We start from the raw sequence: 13,866 nt of genomic DNA on the forward strand, positions 1-13,866 counted from the left end.
GTGGATAACGTGAACCCGGTCAAGATTTTGCCCCCACTGTAGATGAGAGCGCGGCGATTATCCAGTGATAGTGCTTCATCCAGAGGTGAAATCTTCGCATTTAGCACAATCAGGCCGACTGCGGGTCTCCACGCTTTTTGTATGGATTTTAATCACCGAGTCGCCGTTTTTTGCGCCAACCGCCGCGCCGGGGTATTCACCGCCAGCCCTCCGGCCACCAACAGCGCTATCACCGCCACATACAGCGCCGGTTCCAACCGATGGGTCAAGGCGGTCGACAGCGCCGACAGCATCGGCCCAACCAGCTGGCCGATCGCATAACCGGTGGTCAGCAATCCGGCCATGTAACGCGCATGGCGCGGCGCCAGTTCACGGCCGTGCTGAAGGGCGAGCTGCACCACACAGAGGAAACCGCCGCCGGTCAGCAACGCCCCGAGCGCCAGGCCGGCCACGCCCGGCACCACTTCGGCGCTCAGTACGCCGAGCGCCTGTACCCACAGCGTGATCGCCAACCGGGTTTGGGTAGTCAGCCGATGGCGGGTCACAATGCCGATAACGATCCCCAGCACCGCCGCGCCGCCGAACACCGGCCAGACGAACTGTGCGAACAGGCTGTCGGGAAAACGCGCCGCCGCCATCTGCGACAAGAAGGTCGCCGGCAGGATATAGCCGAAGCCGGCCAGGCTGTAGCTCCACACCAGACGCTTGAGCGCCGGCGTCAGCAACAGCGGCTCCGGGGCCACGTCCGGGCGATGCAGCTCGCCGCTGCGCGGCAGAAAGGCGCTAATCCCCCCGACCAGCACCAGCGCCAGCCCGCCATACACCAGCCAGGCCTGCGCCGCCGTCAGCCCCAGCGCGTTGATGCCCACCGCCAGCATGCCGCTGAGGAAGATGCCGGCGCCCGGCCCGGCGAACACCGCCGCGCTCAGCGCCGGCCGGCCGTAGTGCGCCAACCGCTCGTTGGTCCAGGCCGCCACCAGCACCATCGCCCAGCCGCTGGCCCAGCCGATGACGAAGCGCAGCGCGCCGTGGGTCCATTCATCCTGCGCCAACGCCGACAGCAGCGTCAGCGCCATCGCACCCCATACGCCCAGCCACAGGCGCCGCTCGACGTGGCGCGTGGCGCGCATCGCGTCGTAGGCGCCGCACAGGTATCCCAAATAGTTGATCGCCGCCACCAGCCCAGCGCCGGTCAGGCTGAACTGGTGGTCAGCGATCATCAGCGGCACCTGAGGGGTGAAAGCGAAGCGGCCAATGCCCATCGCCACGATCAGCGCGGCAAACCCGCTCAAGGCAATACGTAAAGCCATACCGGTATCCAAAAGGTTAAAAGAAAGTTGCCAGTATCATGCCGCAGTATTAAACTCACAAAAACTGAATAATAGTTATCAAGTTCATCACGAAACGAGAATATTATGGATCTGACTCAGCTTCGCATGTTCTGCTGCGTAGCGGAAACCGGCTCGGTCGCCCGCGCCGCCGAGCAGCTGCACCGCGTGCCGTCGAATCTGACCACCCGGCTGCGCCAGCTCGAGCAGGAGCTGGGCGCCGATCTGTTTATCCGCGAAAAACAGCGCCTGCGCCTGTCGCCGATGGGCCATAACTTTCTGTGCTACGCCAATCGCATCCTGGCGCTGAGCGACGAGGCGATGAGCATCACCCATGCCGGCGAACCGGCGGGCAACTTTGCTCTCGGCTCGATGGAGAGCACCGCCGCCACCCGCCTGCCCTCGCTGCTGGCAGCTTACCACCAGCGTTTCTCGCAGGTGTCTCTGTCGCTGACTACCGGCACCTCCGGCGAAATCGCCGATCGGGTGCGCGCCGGCACGCTGGCGGCAGCGCTGGTCGACGGCCCGCTGCCCTATGACGAGCTAAACGGCTGCATCGCCTATCCTGAACATATGGTGGTGATCTCCTGTCTCGATCACGCGCCGATCCACAGCGCCAAAGACGCCAACGGCGAAACGCTGTTCGCCTTTCGCGCCAGCTGTTCCTACCGCCTGCGGCTGGAGGCCTGGTTCAAGCGCGAAGGCGCGCGGCCGGGGCAGATCATGGAGATCCAGTCCTATCACGCCATGCTGGCCTGCGTCGCCAGCGGCGCCGGGCTGGCGATGATCCCGCATTCGGTGCTCAGCCTGCTGCCGGGCCATGAGCGGGTTCGGGTTCACACCCTGCCGCCGGACGTGGCCGACACCGCCACCTGGCTGCTGTGGCGCCGCGACGCGTTCGGGCCGAACGTGCGCGCGCTGAAAGAATTGATTATTGAACAGACGGAAACCGCCGCTGTTGATGAAAGCACCCCCAACGATTTATCAGACGTTGTCGATATCGCCTGATTTAAAAAGAAAACCACTGAGGAGACTATGATGGAGATGATCAAAACCCGCGCCGCCGTTGCCTGGGGCCCGAACCAGCCGCTGAAGATCGAAGAAGTCGAGCTGATGCCACCGCAAAAAGGCGAAGTGCTGGTGCGGATCGTCGCCACCGGCGTTTGTCACACCGACGCCTACACCCTGTCCGGCAAAGATCCGGAAGGCGTGTTCCCGGCGATCCTCGGCCACGAGGGCGGCGGCGTGGTGGAAGCGGTCGGTGAAGGCGTCACCAGCGTGGCGGTCGGCGATCACGTGATCCCGCTCTACACCCCGGAGTGCGGCGAGTGCAAATTCTGTAAATCCGGCAAGACCAACCTGTGCCAGGCGATCCGCTCCACTCAGGGCAAAGGCCTGATGCCGGACGGCACCACCCGCTTCTTCAAGGACGGCAAGCCGATCTTCCACTACATGGGCACCTCCACCTTCTCCGAATACACCGTGGTGCCGGAAATTTCACTGGCGAAAATCAACAAGGAAGCGCCGCTGGAGGAAGTGTGCCTGCTGGGCTGCGGCGTCACTACCGGCATGGGCGCGGTGATGAACACCGCCAAAGTGCAACCGGGCGACACCGTGGCGATCTTCGGCCTGGGCGGCATCGGCCTGTCGGCGATCATCGGCGCGCAGATGGCCGGCGCGGGCCGCATCATCGGCATCGACATCAACACCAGCAAGTTCGATCTGGCGCGCAAGCTGGGCGCTACCGATCTGATCAACCCGAAAGACTATGACAAACCGATTCAGGAGGTGATCGTCGAGCTGACCGACGGCGGCGTCGACTTCTCCTTCGAGTGCATCGGCAACGTCAACGTGATGCGTTCCGCGCTGGAATGCTGCCACAAGGGCTGGGGGGAATCGGTGATCATCGGCGTCGCAGGCGCCGGCGAAGAGATCTCGACCCGGCCGTTCCAGCTGGTCACCGGCCGCGTCTGGCGCGGCTCGGCATTCGGCGGCGTCAAGGGCCGTTCGCAGCTGCCGGGCATCGTCGAGCGCTATCTGGACGGCGAATTCGCGCTGAACGACTTTATCACCCACACCATGGGGCTGGAGCAGATCAACGAAGCGTTCGATTTGATGCACGAAGGCAAATCGATCCGTTCCGTCATCCACTTCGACAAATAAGCCAGGAGGCAGAGATGACGTTGTCATTGGAACTTCTCGAAGAGCACCGCATGTTCGGCGGCTGGCAACAGCGTTATCGCCACGCGGCGCAGAGCCTGAATTGCAACATGACATTCAGCATCTACCTGCCGCCGCCGCGCGATGACAACCCGCCGCCGGTGCTGTACTGGCTGTCGGGGCTGACCTGCAACGACGAGAACTTCACGTTGAAAGCCGGCGCGCAGCGCATCGCCGCCGAGCTGGGCCTGGTGCTGGTGATGCCGGACACCAGCCCGCGCGGCGACGAGGTGCCGAACGACGAAGGCTACGACCTGGGCCAGGGCGCCGGGTTCTACCTGAACGCCACCCAGGCGCCGTGGGATCGTCACTTCCGCATGTACGACTACATCAGCGCCGAATTGCCGGCGCTGATCGAACAGCACTTCAGCGTCAGCGATCGTCAGTCGATCTTCGGCCACTCGATGGGCGGCCACGGCGCGCTGATGATGGCGTTTCGCAACCCGCAGCGCTTCCGCTCGGTATCGGCCTTCGCGCCGATCGTCAACCCGTGCCAGGTGCCGTGGGGCCGCAAGGCGTTCACCGCTTATCTGGGCAGCGACGAGAGCCAGTGGCTGCAGTACGACAGCTGCCATCTGCTGGCCAGCGGCGCGGAGAAAATGCCGGTTCTTATCGATCAGGGCGACGACGACCAGTTCCTGGCCGACCAGCTGCAGCCGGCGCGGTTGGCCGAACTGGCGCGCCAGCGCGACTGGCCGCTGACGCTGCGCATTCAGCCGGGGTACGATCACAGCTACTTCACCATCGCCACCTTCGTGGAAGATCACCTGCGTTTCCACGCCGAGCACCTGTTCCGCTGATAAAAAAATCCGGGCGGTTTAACCGCCCGGATTTCTTCAAAAACCAGCAATCATCTCCGTGCTAACAATACAGCTTATTGAACGGATAATGGCACTGAGACGTCATTTGAGCCCGTTCAAATATGCGCCATACGTTAAACCATCACCCCTTCAATTTCGGATCCAATGCGTCGCGCAATCCGTCGCCCAACAGGTTGAACGCCAGCACGGTGATGAATATCGCCAGGCTGGGGAAGATCGCCACGTGCGGCGCGATCACCATATCGGCGCGCGCTTCGTTGAGCATCGCCCCCCACTCCGGCGTCGGCGGCTGGGCGCCCAGCCCCAAAAACGACAGGCTGGCGGCGGTGATGATCGAGGTACCGATGCGCAGGGTGAAATAGACCACGATCGAAGACAGGGTGCCCGGCAGGATGTGCCGCAGGATGATGGTCCAGTCCGAGGCGCCGATGCTGCGCGCCGACTCGATATAGGTCAGGTGCTTCAGCACCAGCGTATTGCCGCGCACCAGGCGGGCGAAGGCCGGAATGCTGAAGATCGCCACCGCGACGATCACGTTGGCCATGCCGCTGCCCATGATCGCCACCACGCCGATCGCCAGCAAAATACCGGGAAACGCGAACAGCACGTCGCAGACGCGCATGGTGAGGCGATCCCACCAGCCCTCATAGTAGCCGGCCAGCAGCCCCAGCAGGGTGCCGATCGCCCCACCCGCCAGCACCGAGAACACCCCGGCCGCCAGCGAAATACGCGTGCCCATCAGGATGCGGCTGAAGATATCGCGCCCGAGGGAATCTACGCCCAGCCAATGCATCAGCGAAGGCCCCTCATTCAGCCGGTCGTAATCGAAATAGTTTTCCGCATCGAACGGCGCCAGATAAGGCGCCAGCAGCGCCGCCGCAATCAGCAGCAGCACCAACAGGCCGGCGACCAGCGCCGCCTGCTGGCGGCGAAAACGCCGCCAAAATTCGCCCCACGGCGTGCGTACCGCGTTAGGGTCGATAAGCGGCATCGCCTTCAATGCGGCGCTGCGCCGCCAATGCTTAATCATGCCGCGTCCTCATTGGTAACGAATCGCCGGGTTGATCGCCGCGTACAGCATATCCACCAGCAGGTTGATCAGGATGAACTCCAGCGAGAACAACAGCACCTCGGCCTGGATCACCGGGTAATCGCGCATCTCCACCGAGTCCACCAGCAAGCGCCCCAGCCCCGGCCAGTTGAACACCTTCTCCACCACGATCGAACCGCCGAGCAGGAAACCGAACTGCAGCCCCATCATGGTCACCACCGGGATCATCGCGTTGCGCAGGCCGTGCTTCATCACCACCACGCTTTCCCGCACGCCCTTGGCGCGCGCGGTGCGCATGTAGTCTTCCTGCAACACCTCGACGAACGAAGCGCGGGTGAAGCGCGCCATCACCGCCGCCACCGCCGCCCCCAGGGTTACCGAAGGCAGAATGTAGTGCCGCCAGCTGTCGGCGCCCACCGTCGGCAGCCACCCCAGCTCGACCGAGAACACCTGCATCAGCAGCATGCCGAGCGCAAAAGCCGGGAACGAGATCCCCGATACCGCCAGCGTCATGCCGAGGCGATCCGGCCAACGGTTACGCCACACCGCCGACACCACGCCGATCGCCAGACCGAACGCCACCGCCCACAGCATGCTGGCCACGGTCAGCCAGAAGGTCGGCATAAAGCGCGAGGCGATCTCTTCGCTCACCGGGCGCTTGGACACCATCGAGATGCCGAAGTCGCCCCGCAGCGCGTTGACGAAAAAGTGCGCGAACTGCTGCGGCAGCGGCTTATCCAGCCCCAAATCCTTTCGCACCAGCTGCACCACCGCCTCGTCGGCCTCCGGCCCCGCCGCCAGCCGCGCCGGATCGCCCGGCAGCAGGTGGACGAACAGGAACACCAGCACCGCCACGATCAGCAGCGTCGGGATCAGGCCCAGCAGTCGTTTCAGAAAATAATTGAGCATCTCATTCCTTCCCCCGCCCGCCGCCGTCGGGCCGCAGGCGGGGATGGGCGCCTTATTTCAGATCGGCGTTATCAAAGTTGAACGAGGTATCCGGCATCACGTAGAAACCGCTCAGCTGTTTGCTGTTGGCCGACAACAGACGTTCGGTCGCCAGGAAGATCCAGGGCGCGTCGGCCCAGATGCGATCCTGCGCGTCCTGATACAATTTCTGCTTCTCGGCGCGATCGGTGGTCGCCAGCGCGTCGGTCAGATCCTTGTCCACCTGCGGGTTACTGTAGAACGCGGTGTTGAACTGCTTCGGCGGCGCCGCCTGGGTGGAGAACAGCGGCGACAGCGCCCAGTCCGCTTCCCCGGTCGAGGCCGACCAGCCGGTGTAGAACAGCCGCACGCCGGTGTCTTTCACCCCGACGCTCTCCACCTGCGCCGCGCGCTGCCCGGCGTCCATCGCCGTCACCGTCACTTTCACCCCCACCTGCGCCAGCTGCTGCTGGGTGAACTGCAGCACTTTCTGCGCGGTGCTGTGGTTGTGGGACGACCACAGCGTGGTAGTAAAACCGTTCGGGTAACCGGCCTCTTTCAGCAGCTCACGCGCCTTGGCCGGATCGTACGACCACGGCTTGTAGCGGGCGGCGAAGTCGATCGCCGGCGGCACCGGCCCTTCCGCCGGCACCGCATAACCGGCGAACGCCACCTTGATCAGCGCGTCCTTGTTAATCGCGTAGTTCAGCGCCTGGCGCACCTTCGGGTTGTCGAACGGCTTTTGAGTGACGTTCATGCTGATGTAACGCTGCAGGATCGACGGGGCAGCCACCACGTCCAGCTTGGCGTTGCCCTCCAACACCTTGGCCTGCTCGTAAGGGATCGGGAAGGCGAAGGTCGCCTCGCCGGTCTGCAGCATCGCCGCGCGGGTGTTGTTATCCACCACCGGGCGCCAGGTGATGCTGTCGAGCTTCGGCAGCCCCGGCTGCCAGTAGCCGTCGAACTTCTTCACCTTGACGAAATCGGTCTGGTTCCAGGTCACGAACTGATACGGCCCGGTGCCGACCGGATGGAAACCGATCTCCTTGCCGTATTGCTTCAGCGCCGCCGGGGAGATGATCGCCGCCGCCGGGTGCGCCAGATTGTTGACGAACGCCGAGAACGGCGCCTTCAGCACGATCTTCACCGTATTGGCGTCCACCGCCTCGGTTTTGTCGATCATCTTGAACAGGTTGTAGCGCTTGAGGTGGCTGTCCGGGTTGCTGGCACGATCGAGGTTGATCTTCACCGCTTCAGCGTTGAACGCGGTGCCGTCGTGGAATTTGATGCCCTGACGCAGTTTGACGGTATAGGTCAAGCCGTCTTTGCTGACCTCATAGCTGTCCGCCAGCACGTTCACCAGCTTCATGTCCTTGTCGAAGCCGAACAGCCCCTGATAGAAAGACTTGGCCACCGCCTGCGACAGCGTGTCGTTGGCGTCGTAAGGATCGAGGGTGGTGAAGTTGGAGGCCACGGCGATCACCGCGTCCTTCGCCGCCCAGACCGGGCCGGTTCCCGCCGCCAGCAGTACGGCGGCCAACAGCGCATTGCGTTTGAATGTGTGCTTCATGTCGCTTGTCTCTCCAGAGGTCTTTAAAAAGCACCGGCGATCGGGTGGCGGGCGACAAAGTGCCCGGCGCCAACCTGCACCAGCGGTGCGGTAACGGGTTCATCGCCCAGCGCGCGCACTGGGCTGGGGATCTCATCAGCCGGCAGCGGCTGCCGTTTGTGGGCGTGAGCGGGATCGGCCACCGGCACCGCCGCCATCAGCTTGCGGGTATAGGGGTGCTGCGGGTTGTCGAACACCGCCTGCCGCGGGCCGATCTCGACAATTTGCCCGAGGTACATCACCGCTACCCGGTGGCTGATGCGCTCCACCACCGCCATGTCGTGTGAAATAAACAGAAAAGCGATGCCGAACTCGCGCTGCAGATCGAGCAGCAGATTGACGATCTGCGCCTGAATCGACACGTCCAGCGCCGAGACCGCCTCGTCGGCGATCACCACTTTCGGGTTCAGCGCCAGCGCGCGCGCGATGCAGAGGCGTTGGCGCTGGCCGCCGGAAAATTCGTGCGGATAGCGGCGCGCATGCTCCGGCTGCAGACCGACGCGTTCCAGTAGCCAGGCCACCCGCCTTTCCGCCTCACGGCCGCGCATCACGTTGTGCACCAGCAGCGGCTCCATGATGGAGAAACCGACCGTCAGGCGCGGATCGAGCGAGGCGTAAGGATCTTGAAAGATGAACTGAATATCGCGCCGCAGGTGCTGCAGCGCCGGCCCCTTCAACCGATCGATTCGCCGCCCGGCGAAGGTGATGGTGCCGCTCTGGCTGTCCACCAGCTTCAGCAAAGAGCGCCCGGTGGTGGACTTGCCGCAGCCGGACTCGCCCACCAGCCCCAGCGTCTCGCCGGGGTAAAGATCGAAGCTGACGTTTTCCACCGCGTGCACCCGGCGAGTGACCCGATTGAACAGCCCGCCGCGCAGATCAAAACGCGTGACCAGATGCTCCACCCGCAGGATCGGCGCAGCGTCTGGCGGCACGGTATCCTGCGGCGCGGCATCCCCCTCGCCATCCGGCAGCGGAAACTTCGCCGGCAGCGGCCGATCGGCCATTGCCCCCAGCTTCGGCACCGCCGCCAGCAGCGCCCGGGTATAGGCCTGTTGCGGCGCGGCGAACAGCTCGCGCACCCGATTTTGTTCCACCTGCTCACCGCGGCGCATCACCAGCACCCGATCGGCGATCTCCGCCACCACGCCCATGTCGTGAGTGATGAAGATCACCCCCATCTGCATCTCCTGTTGCAGCACGCGGATCAGCTGCAGGATCTGCGCCTGAATGGTGACGTCGAGGGCGGTGGTGGGTTCATCGGCGATCAGCAACGCCGGCTTGCAGGAGAGCGCCATGGCGATCATCACCCGCTGACGCATGCCGCCGGAAAGCTGATGCGGGTAGCGCCCCAGCACCTCTTTAGCCTCCGGAATGCGCACCAGATCGAGCATGCGCAGCGCCTCCTGGCGCGCGCTGCGGTGGTCCATGCCCTGATGCAAACGCAGCGATTCGGCGATCTGCTCGCCGACCGGAAATACCGGGTTGAGCGAGGTCATCGGCTCCTGGAAGATCATCGCCATGTCGGCGCCGCGCACCGTGCGCAGCGTGTGCTGCGAGGCGCGCGCCAAATCGAGCAGCGCGCCGTCGCGCCGGCGCAGCGTCATGGCGCCGCTGACGATACGCCCGCCGCCCTGCTCCACCAGCCGCATCAGCCCCAGCGAAGTGACCGATTTGCCGGAGCCGGACTCGCCGACGATCGCCAGCGTCTCGCCGCGATCGAGATCGAACGACAGGTTGCGCACCGCGTCTACGGTGCCGTCCGCTTGAGGAAAGCTGATGCTCAGATCGCGCACCGTCAGCACCCGCTGCGGCGGCAATGACAGCCCGTCGCCGGCGGGCCGGAATGAAACGTCGGTCATACACCCTCCCGGTGAACGCTTAGCGATAAATCCCGACGGACGGCGCATCGCCGACATAGCCAAAACCGCGGTACATCCCCTCGCTGTTGAACGGCAGCGCGATATTGCCGTGGCGATCGACGGCGATCATGCCGCCGCTGCCGCCCAGCGCCGGCAGCTTCTCCATCACCACCCGATCGCTGGCCTCTTGCAGGCTGAGCCCGCCGTATTCGATCAGGGCGGAGACGTCATAGGCCGCCACGCCGCGCATGAAGATTTCGCCGGTGCCGGTGCTGGAGACCGCCACGGTGGCGTTGTTGGCATAGCAACCGGCGCCGATGATCGGCGTGTCGCCTACCCGCCCGGCCTGCTTGTTGGTCATGCCGCCGGTGGAAGTGGCGGCGGCGAGGTTGCCCAGCGCATCCAGCGCCACCGCACCGACGGTGCCGAATTTGCGATCGGGATCGAGCGGCTCGCCGGCCTGCACCGCGCCGTCGTGATCGAGCAATACCCGCCCCTGCTCCGCCTGGGCGCGGTGCAGCTGATCAAAACGTTCTTGGGTAAAGAAGAAGTCGGGAGTAACCATTTCCAGGCCGTGGGCGGCGGCAAACTTCTCGGCGCCTTCGGCGGCAAACAGCACGTGTTCGCTGTTTTCCAGCACCGCGCGCGCCGCCAGCACCGGGTTGCGGACACGGCTGACGCCGGCGACGGCGCCGGCATCGCAGGTGCGGCCGTCCATCACGCAGGCGTCCAGCTCGTGGGTGCCCTGATGGGTGAACACCGATCCTTTACCGGCGTTGAACAGCGGGCACTCTTCGAGCAGCCGCACCGCTTCGGTCACCGCGTCCAGCGCGCTGCCGCCCTGTGCCAATATCGCCTGACCGGCGGCCACGATCTCGGACAGCGCCTGAATATACTGCCGTTCCTTTTCCGCACTCAGCGCCGCCCGGGTAATTGCGCCCGCGCCGCCATGAATGGCAATCACTGGTTTGCTCATTTGCCTGACACCCTGTGTTAATCCCGCCGTAGCACAGCGAATAAGCTGAGCGCGGTATCATTATTATTCAGTCTTTTTTCGATGCTATTTAGCCCGACTGTGGAAGTACAGCATAACGTCCATGCCCCACTTTTAGCGTAGCGCGCTTAGACCGTTTCGCACCTTGAAATAGCTTATTGGAATAAAAACAGCAGGTTATAAAAAGCAGCAAACCGCTGAGAGTGCGGCTGGGATTATTGGTAATTTCGCGAGAGGAAATAGCGGCATGGGGTCATGAAATAAACGTTCACGCTGAATAATCATTATTTCGACGCCCGGCCTGCCGTTTTTTTCCCGGCCGGGCGAAGATACTCCGCGATTAAAAACCGGAACCGGGTTGCTGTAAAAAGGCCTCTTCTTCCGGCGTGCTGATGCGCCCCAATATCGCATTGCGATGCGGGTAACGGCCGAAACGATCGATGATCGCCTTATGACGCAGTTCGAATTCCAGCTGATCGCCGTTATTGAGCTCGGTATACAACACCAGCGCCTGTTGGTGAATCAGCGGCGATTCCGAATGCATGAACGGCAGATAAAGGAAGCCGCGCTGCTCGCGGCTCAGCCGTTCGCACTCGCCGCTGCGGATCGCCTCCTGCGCCAGAATCAACGCCATGCCGTCGCAGGCGAACGACTGCGGCGTGCCGCGGAACAGGTTGCGGCTGAACTGATCGAGCACGATCACCTCCGCCAGCCGCCCTTCGATGGTGTCGCGCCAGTGAGCCAGCTCTCCCGCCGCCGCCGCCCGCCAGATTTCGCCGAAGCGGCTGTGCAGCAGACGATCGAAATCATCGTCCTTTTTGAACCACATCACCGGTTCGATCTCGTCGAACCAGAACTCGATAACCTGTTTATGCATCATGATCCTCCTCTGTTTTACGCAGTTTATACCCGATCGCCCCAGCGCCGCAGTGCGAAAGATGGCGGGCATAACCCGTTCTCCCCCCCGGCGTTCTCTGCCATAATACCCGCACTTTGTCGCTATCATTGCGCACCCTGATTACGGAGTTCCCCTTATGGATCATTGCCATACTTCCGATCTCATCTCCCTGGAGCAAGCGCTGGAAAAAATGCTCGGGCAGATCGCCCCGCTGCAACAGACCGAATCCGTCGCCCTGACCGCCGCCGCCGGCCGCATCACCGCCGCGCCGGTGGTCTCGCCCCTCGACGTGCCGCCGTTCGCCAACTCGGCGATGGACGGCTATGCGGTGCGCCTCGCCGATCTGGCGGCCAATGCGCCGCTGCCGGTCGCCGGGAAAGCCTTCGCCGGCGCGCCGTTCGACGGTGAATGGCCGGCCAACAGCTGCGTGCGCATCATGACCGGCGCGCCGATCCCGGCCGGGGCGGACGCCGTGATCATGCAAGAGCAGGCCGAAGTGAGCGACCAGGGCGTGCGTTTTACCGCCCCGGTAGAAGCCGGCCAGAATATCCGTTTGGCGGGTGAAGACATTCGCCAAGGCGCCAGCGTGTTGCCGGCCGGCGTGAAGCTGGGCGCCGCGCAGCTGCCGCTGCTGGCCTCGCTCGGGGTCGCCGAAGTGCAGGTGATGCGTAAGCTGAAGGTGGCGGTGTTCTCCACCGGCGACGAACTGCAGCCGGTCGGCCAGCCGCTGCAGGCGGGCCAGATCTATGACACCAACCGCTTCGCGGTGCGCCTGATGCTGGAGCAGCTGGGCTGCGACGTGCTCGATCTCGGCATTATCCGCGACGATCGCGATGCGCTGCGCGCCGCCTTCGAACAAGCGGACAGCCAGGCCGACGTAGTGATCAGCAGCGGCGGCGTCTCGGTCGGCGAAGCCGACTACACCAAACAGATGCTCGACGAGCTGGGCCAGGTCAGCTTCTGGAAGCTGGCGATCAAACCCGGCAAACCGTTCGCCTTCGGCAAACTGGGCCACGCCTGGTTCTGCGGCCTGCCGGGCAACCCGGTTTCCGCCGCCCTGACCTTCTACCAACTGGTGCAACCGCTGCTGGCGAAGCTGGCCGGCCACAGCGACTGGCGCCTGCCGCCGCGCTTGCGCGCGCGGGCGCTGACGCCGCTGAAGAAATCGCCGGGCCGCCTCGATTTTCAGCGCGGCGTGTTCAGCAGCAACGCCGCGGGCGAACTGGAGGTGAGCACCACCGGCCACCAGGGCTCGCACGTCTTCAGCTCCTACAGCCAGGGCAACTGTTTCATCGTGCTGGAGCGCGAACGCGGTTCGGTGGCGGCGGGTGAAACGGTGGAGATTGAGCCTTTCAACGCCCTGCTGAGGAGCTGAACATGTTGCCGGAATTGACCGACGCCGAAGCGCTGCGCTACAACCGCCAGATCGTGCTGCGCGGCTTTGACTTCGACGGCCAGGAGAAGCTGAAGGCCGCCCGCGTGCTGATCGCCGGGCTGGGCGGGCTGGGCTGCGCCGCCGCGCCTTATCTGGCGGCAGCCGGGGTCGGCCATCTGGTGCTGGTGGATTTCGACACCGTCTCGCTCTCCAATCTGCAGCGCCAGATCCTGCACCGCGACGATCGCATCGGCCAGAGCAAAGTCGCCTCCGCCAGGCAGGAACTGAGCGCCATCAATCCGCATATCCGCATCGACGCCATCGACGGTCGTCTGGAAGACGATGCGGTTGCAGCAGAGATCGCCGCCTGCGATCTGGTGCTGGACTGCACCGATAATGTGGCGGCGCGCGACGCGCTGAACCGCCTGTGCCACGCGCAGCAGAGGCCGCTGGTTTCCGGCGCGGCGATCCGCATGGAGGGCCAGCTCAGCGTGTTCACCTATCAGCCGGGCGAGCCCTGCTACCGCTGCCTGAGCCGGTTGTTCGGCGACAGCGCCCTCACCTGCGTCGAAGCGGGCGTGATGGCGCCGCTGGTCGGCACTATCGGCACCCTGCAGGCGATGGAAGCCATCAAGCTGTTGGCCGACTATGGTCAACCGCTGCGCGGCAAGCTGTTGATGTTCGATGCAATGAGCATGCAGTTCCGCGAGATGAAACTGCCGAAGGATCCGCACTGCGAGGTGTGCGGCGGGGCATGACGGATAAAAAAAGGGCGGGATAATTC

At 63.9% G+C, this 13,866-nt stretch carries 12 protein-coding genes; 5 read left to right on the plus strand and 7 right to left on the minus strand.

All coding sequences use genetic code 11. The features are described from left to right. Positions 1-152: 152 nt before the first annotated feature. A complete protein-coding gene (locus J0X03_RS16055) occupies positions 153-1,310 on the minus strand; it encodes a YbfB/YjiJ family MFS transporter (RefSeq protein WP_033650593.1) in 1,158 nt (385 codons plus the stop codon). A 105-nt stretch (positions 1,311-1,415) separates the two neighbouring features. Between J0X03_RS16055 and ptrR the strand changes: the two genes are divergently transcribed. The 3 genes from ptrR to fghA are packed head-to-tail and all read left to right on the plus strand — an operon-like array spanning position 1,416 to position 4,348. Next, positions 1,416-2,336: a putrescine utilization regulator PtrR gene (gene ptrR / locus J0X03_RS16060; RefSeq protein WP_160204132.1), complete on the plus strand. Its 921-nt coding sequence runs from the start codon at positions 1,416-1,418 to the stop codon at positions 2,334-2,336. 30 nt (positions 2,337-2,366) lie between these two features. Beyond that, a complete protein-coding gene (locus J0X03_RS16065; protein WP_160880177.1) occupies positions 2,367-3,491 on the plus strand; it encodes an S-(hydroxymethyl)glutathione dehydrogenase/class III alcohol dehydrogenase in 1,125 nt (374 codons plus the stop codon). Positions 3,492-3,505: 14 nt separating this feature from the next. Then, on the plus strand, positions 3,506-4,348 hold the full coding sequence (gene fghA / locus J0X03_RS16070) for an S-formylglutathione hydrolase (protein ID WP_015377214.1): 843 nt from the start codon (positions 3,506-3,508) through the stop codon (positions 4,346-4,348). 142 nt (positions 4,349-4,490) lie between these two features. On the opposite strand, the gene gsiD is transcribed toward fghA, so the two are convergent. The 6 genes from gsiD to J0X03_RS16100 all read right to left on the minus strand — a co-directional run bounded on the left by gsiD (position 4,491) and on the right by J0X03_RS16100 (position 11,686). Next, a complete protein-coding gene (gene gsiD / locus J0X03_RS16075; RefSeq protein WP_197806685.1) occupies positions 4,491-5,399 on the minus strand; it encodes a glutathione ABC transporter permease GsiD in 909 nt (302 codons plus the stop codon). Positions 5,400-5,408: 9 nt separating this feature from the next. Further along, positions 5,409-6,329, minus strand: a complete 921-nt coding sequence (gene gsiC / locus J0X03_RS16080) for a glutathione ABC transporter permease GsiC (RefSeq protein ID WP_019454429.1) — start codon at positions 6,327-6,329, stop codon at positions 5,409-5,411. Positions 6,330-6,381: 52 nt separating this feature from the next. Beyond that, positions 6,382-7,917: a glutathione ABC transporter substrate-binding protein GsiB gene (gsiB, locus tag J0X03_RS16085; protein ID WP_160204131.1), complete on the minus strand. Its 1,536-nt coding sequence runs from the start codon at positions 7,915-7,917 to the stop codon at positions 6,382-6,384. A gap of 23 nt (positions 7,918-7,940) precedes the next feature. Continuing rightward, entirely contained in the window at positions 7,941-9,815 is a 1,875-nt protein-coding gene (locus tag J0X03_RS16090) for a dipeptide ABC transporter ATP-binding protein (RefSeq protein ID WP_160204130.1), read from the minus strand. A gap of 19 nt (positions 9,816-9,834) precedes the next feature. Next, the gene (locus J0X03_RS16095) at positions 9,835-10,791 is read right to left on the minus strand and encodes an isoaspartyl peptidase/L-asparaginase family protein (protein WP_033642434.1); all 957 of its coding nucleotides are present in this window, start codon (positions 10,789-10,791) and stop codon (positions 9,835-9,837) included. Positions 10,792-11,149: 358 nt separating this feature from the next. After that, the gene (locus J0X03_RS16100; RefSeq protein ID WP_033650589.1) at positions 11,150-11,686 is read right to left on the minus strand and encodes a DUF924 family protein; all 537 of its coding nucleotides are present in this window, start codon (positions 11,684-11,686) and stop codon (positions 11,150-11,152) included. A gap of 157 nt (positions 11,687-11,843) precedes the next feature. On the opposite strand from J0X03_RS16100, the gene moeA reads away from it, so the two are divergent. Both moeA and moeB read left to right on the plus strand, forming a co-directional pair. Continuing rightward, the gene (gene moeA, locus J0X03_RS16105; protein WP_089194461.1) at positions 11,844-13,082 is read left to right on the plus strand and encodes a molybdopterin molybdotransferase MoeA; all 1,239 of its coding nucleotides are present in this window, start codon (positions 11,844-11,846) and stop codon (positions 13,080-13,082) included. Positions 13,083-13,084: 2 nt separating this feature from the next. Then, on the plus strand, positions 13,085-13,840 hold the full coding sequence (moeB, locus tag J0X03_RS16110; protein ID WP_033650587.1) for a molybdopterin-synthase adenylyltransferase MoeB: 756 nt from the start codon (positions 13,085-13,087) through the stop codon (positions 13,838-13,840). Positions 13,841-13,866: the final 26 nt, after the last annotated feature.

The sequence above is a fragment of the Serratia ureilytica genome, assembly GCF_017309605.1.
Lineage (GTDB): Bacteria > Pseudomonadota > Gammaproteobacteria > Enterobacterales > Enterobacteriaceae > Serratia > Serratia ureilytica.

What these genes read in the sequence shown, in the direction of transcription:
- ptrR (WP_160204132.1), top strand. Translation starts at nt 1,416, where the DNA reads ATGGATCTGACTCAGCTTCGCATGTTCTGCTGCGTAGCGGAAACCGGC.
- J0X03_RS16065 (WP_160880177.1), top strand. Translation starts at nt 2,367, where the DNA reads ATGGAGATGATCAAAACCCGCGCCGCCGTTGCCTGGGGCCCGAACCAG.
- fghA (WP_015377214.1), top strand. Translation starts at nt 3,506, where the DNA reads ATGACGTTGTCATTGGAACTTCTCGAAGAGCACCGCATGTTCGGCGGC.
- moeA (WP_089194461.1), top strand. Translation starts at nt 11,844, where the DNA reads ATGGATCATTGCCATACTTCCGATCTCATCTCCCTGGAGCAAGCGCTG.
- J0X03_RS16055 (WP_033650593.1), bottom strand. Translation starts at nt 1,310, where the DNA reads ATGGCTTTACGTATTGCCTTGAGCGGGTTTGCCGCGCTGATCGTGGCG.
- J0X03_RS16095 (WP_033642434.1), bottom strand. Translation starts at nt 10,791, where the DNA reads ATGAGCAAACCAGTGATTGCCATTCATGGCGGCGCGGGCGCAATTACC.
- gsiB (WP_160204131.1), bottom strand. Translation starts at nt 7,917, where the DNA reads ATGAAGCACACATTCAAACGCAATGCGCTGTTGGCCGCCGTACTGCTG.
- J0X03_RS16090 (WP_160204130.1), bottom strand. Translation starts at nt 9,815, where the DNA reads ATGACCGACGTTTCATTCCGGCCCGCCGGCGACGGGCTGTCATTGCCG.
- gsiC (WP_019454429.1), bottom strand. Translation starts at nt 6,329, where the DNA reads ATGCTCAATTATTTTCTGAAACGACTGCTGGGCCTGATCCCGACGCTG.
- J0X03_RS16100 (WP_033650589.1), bottom strand. Translation starts at nt 11,686, where the DNA reads ATGCATAAACAGGTTATCGAGTTCTGGTTCGACGAGATCGAACCGGTG.
- moeB (WP_033650587.1), top strand. Translation starts at nt 13,085, where the DNA reads ATGTTGCCGGAATTGACCGACGCCGAAGCGCTGCGCTACAACCGCCAG.
- gsiD (WP_197806685.1), bottom strand. Translation starts at nt 5,399, where the DNA reads ATGATTAAGCATTGGCGGCGCAGCGCCGCATTGAAGGCGATGCCGCTT.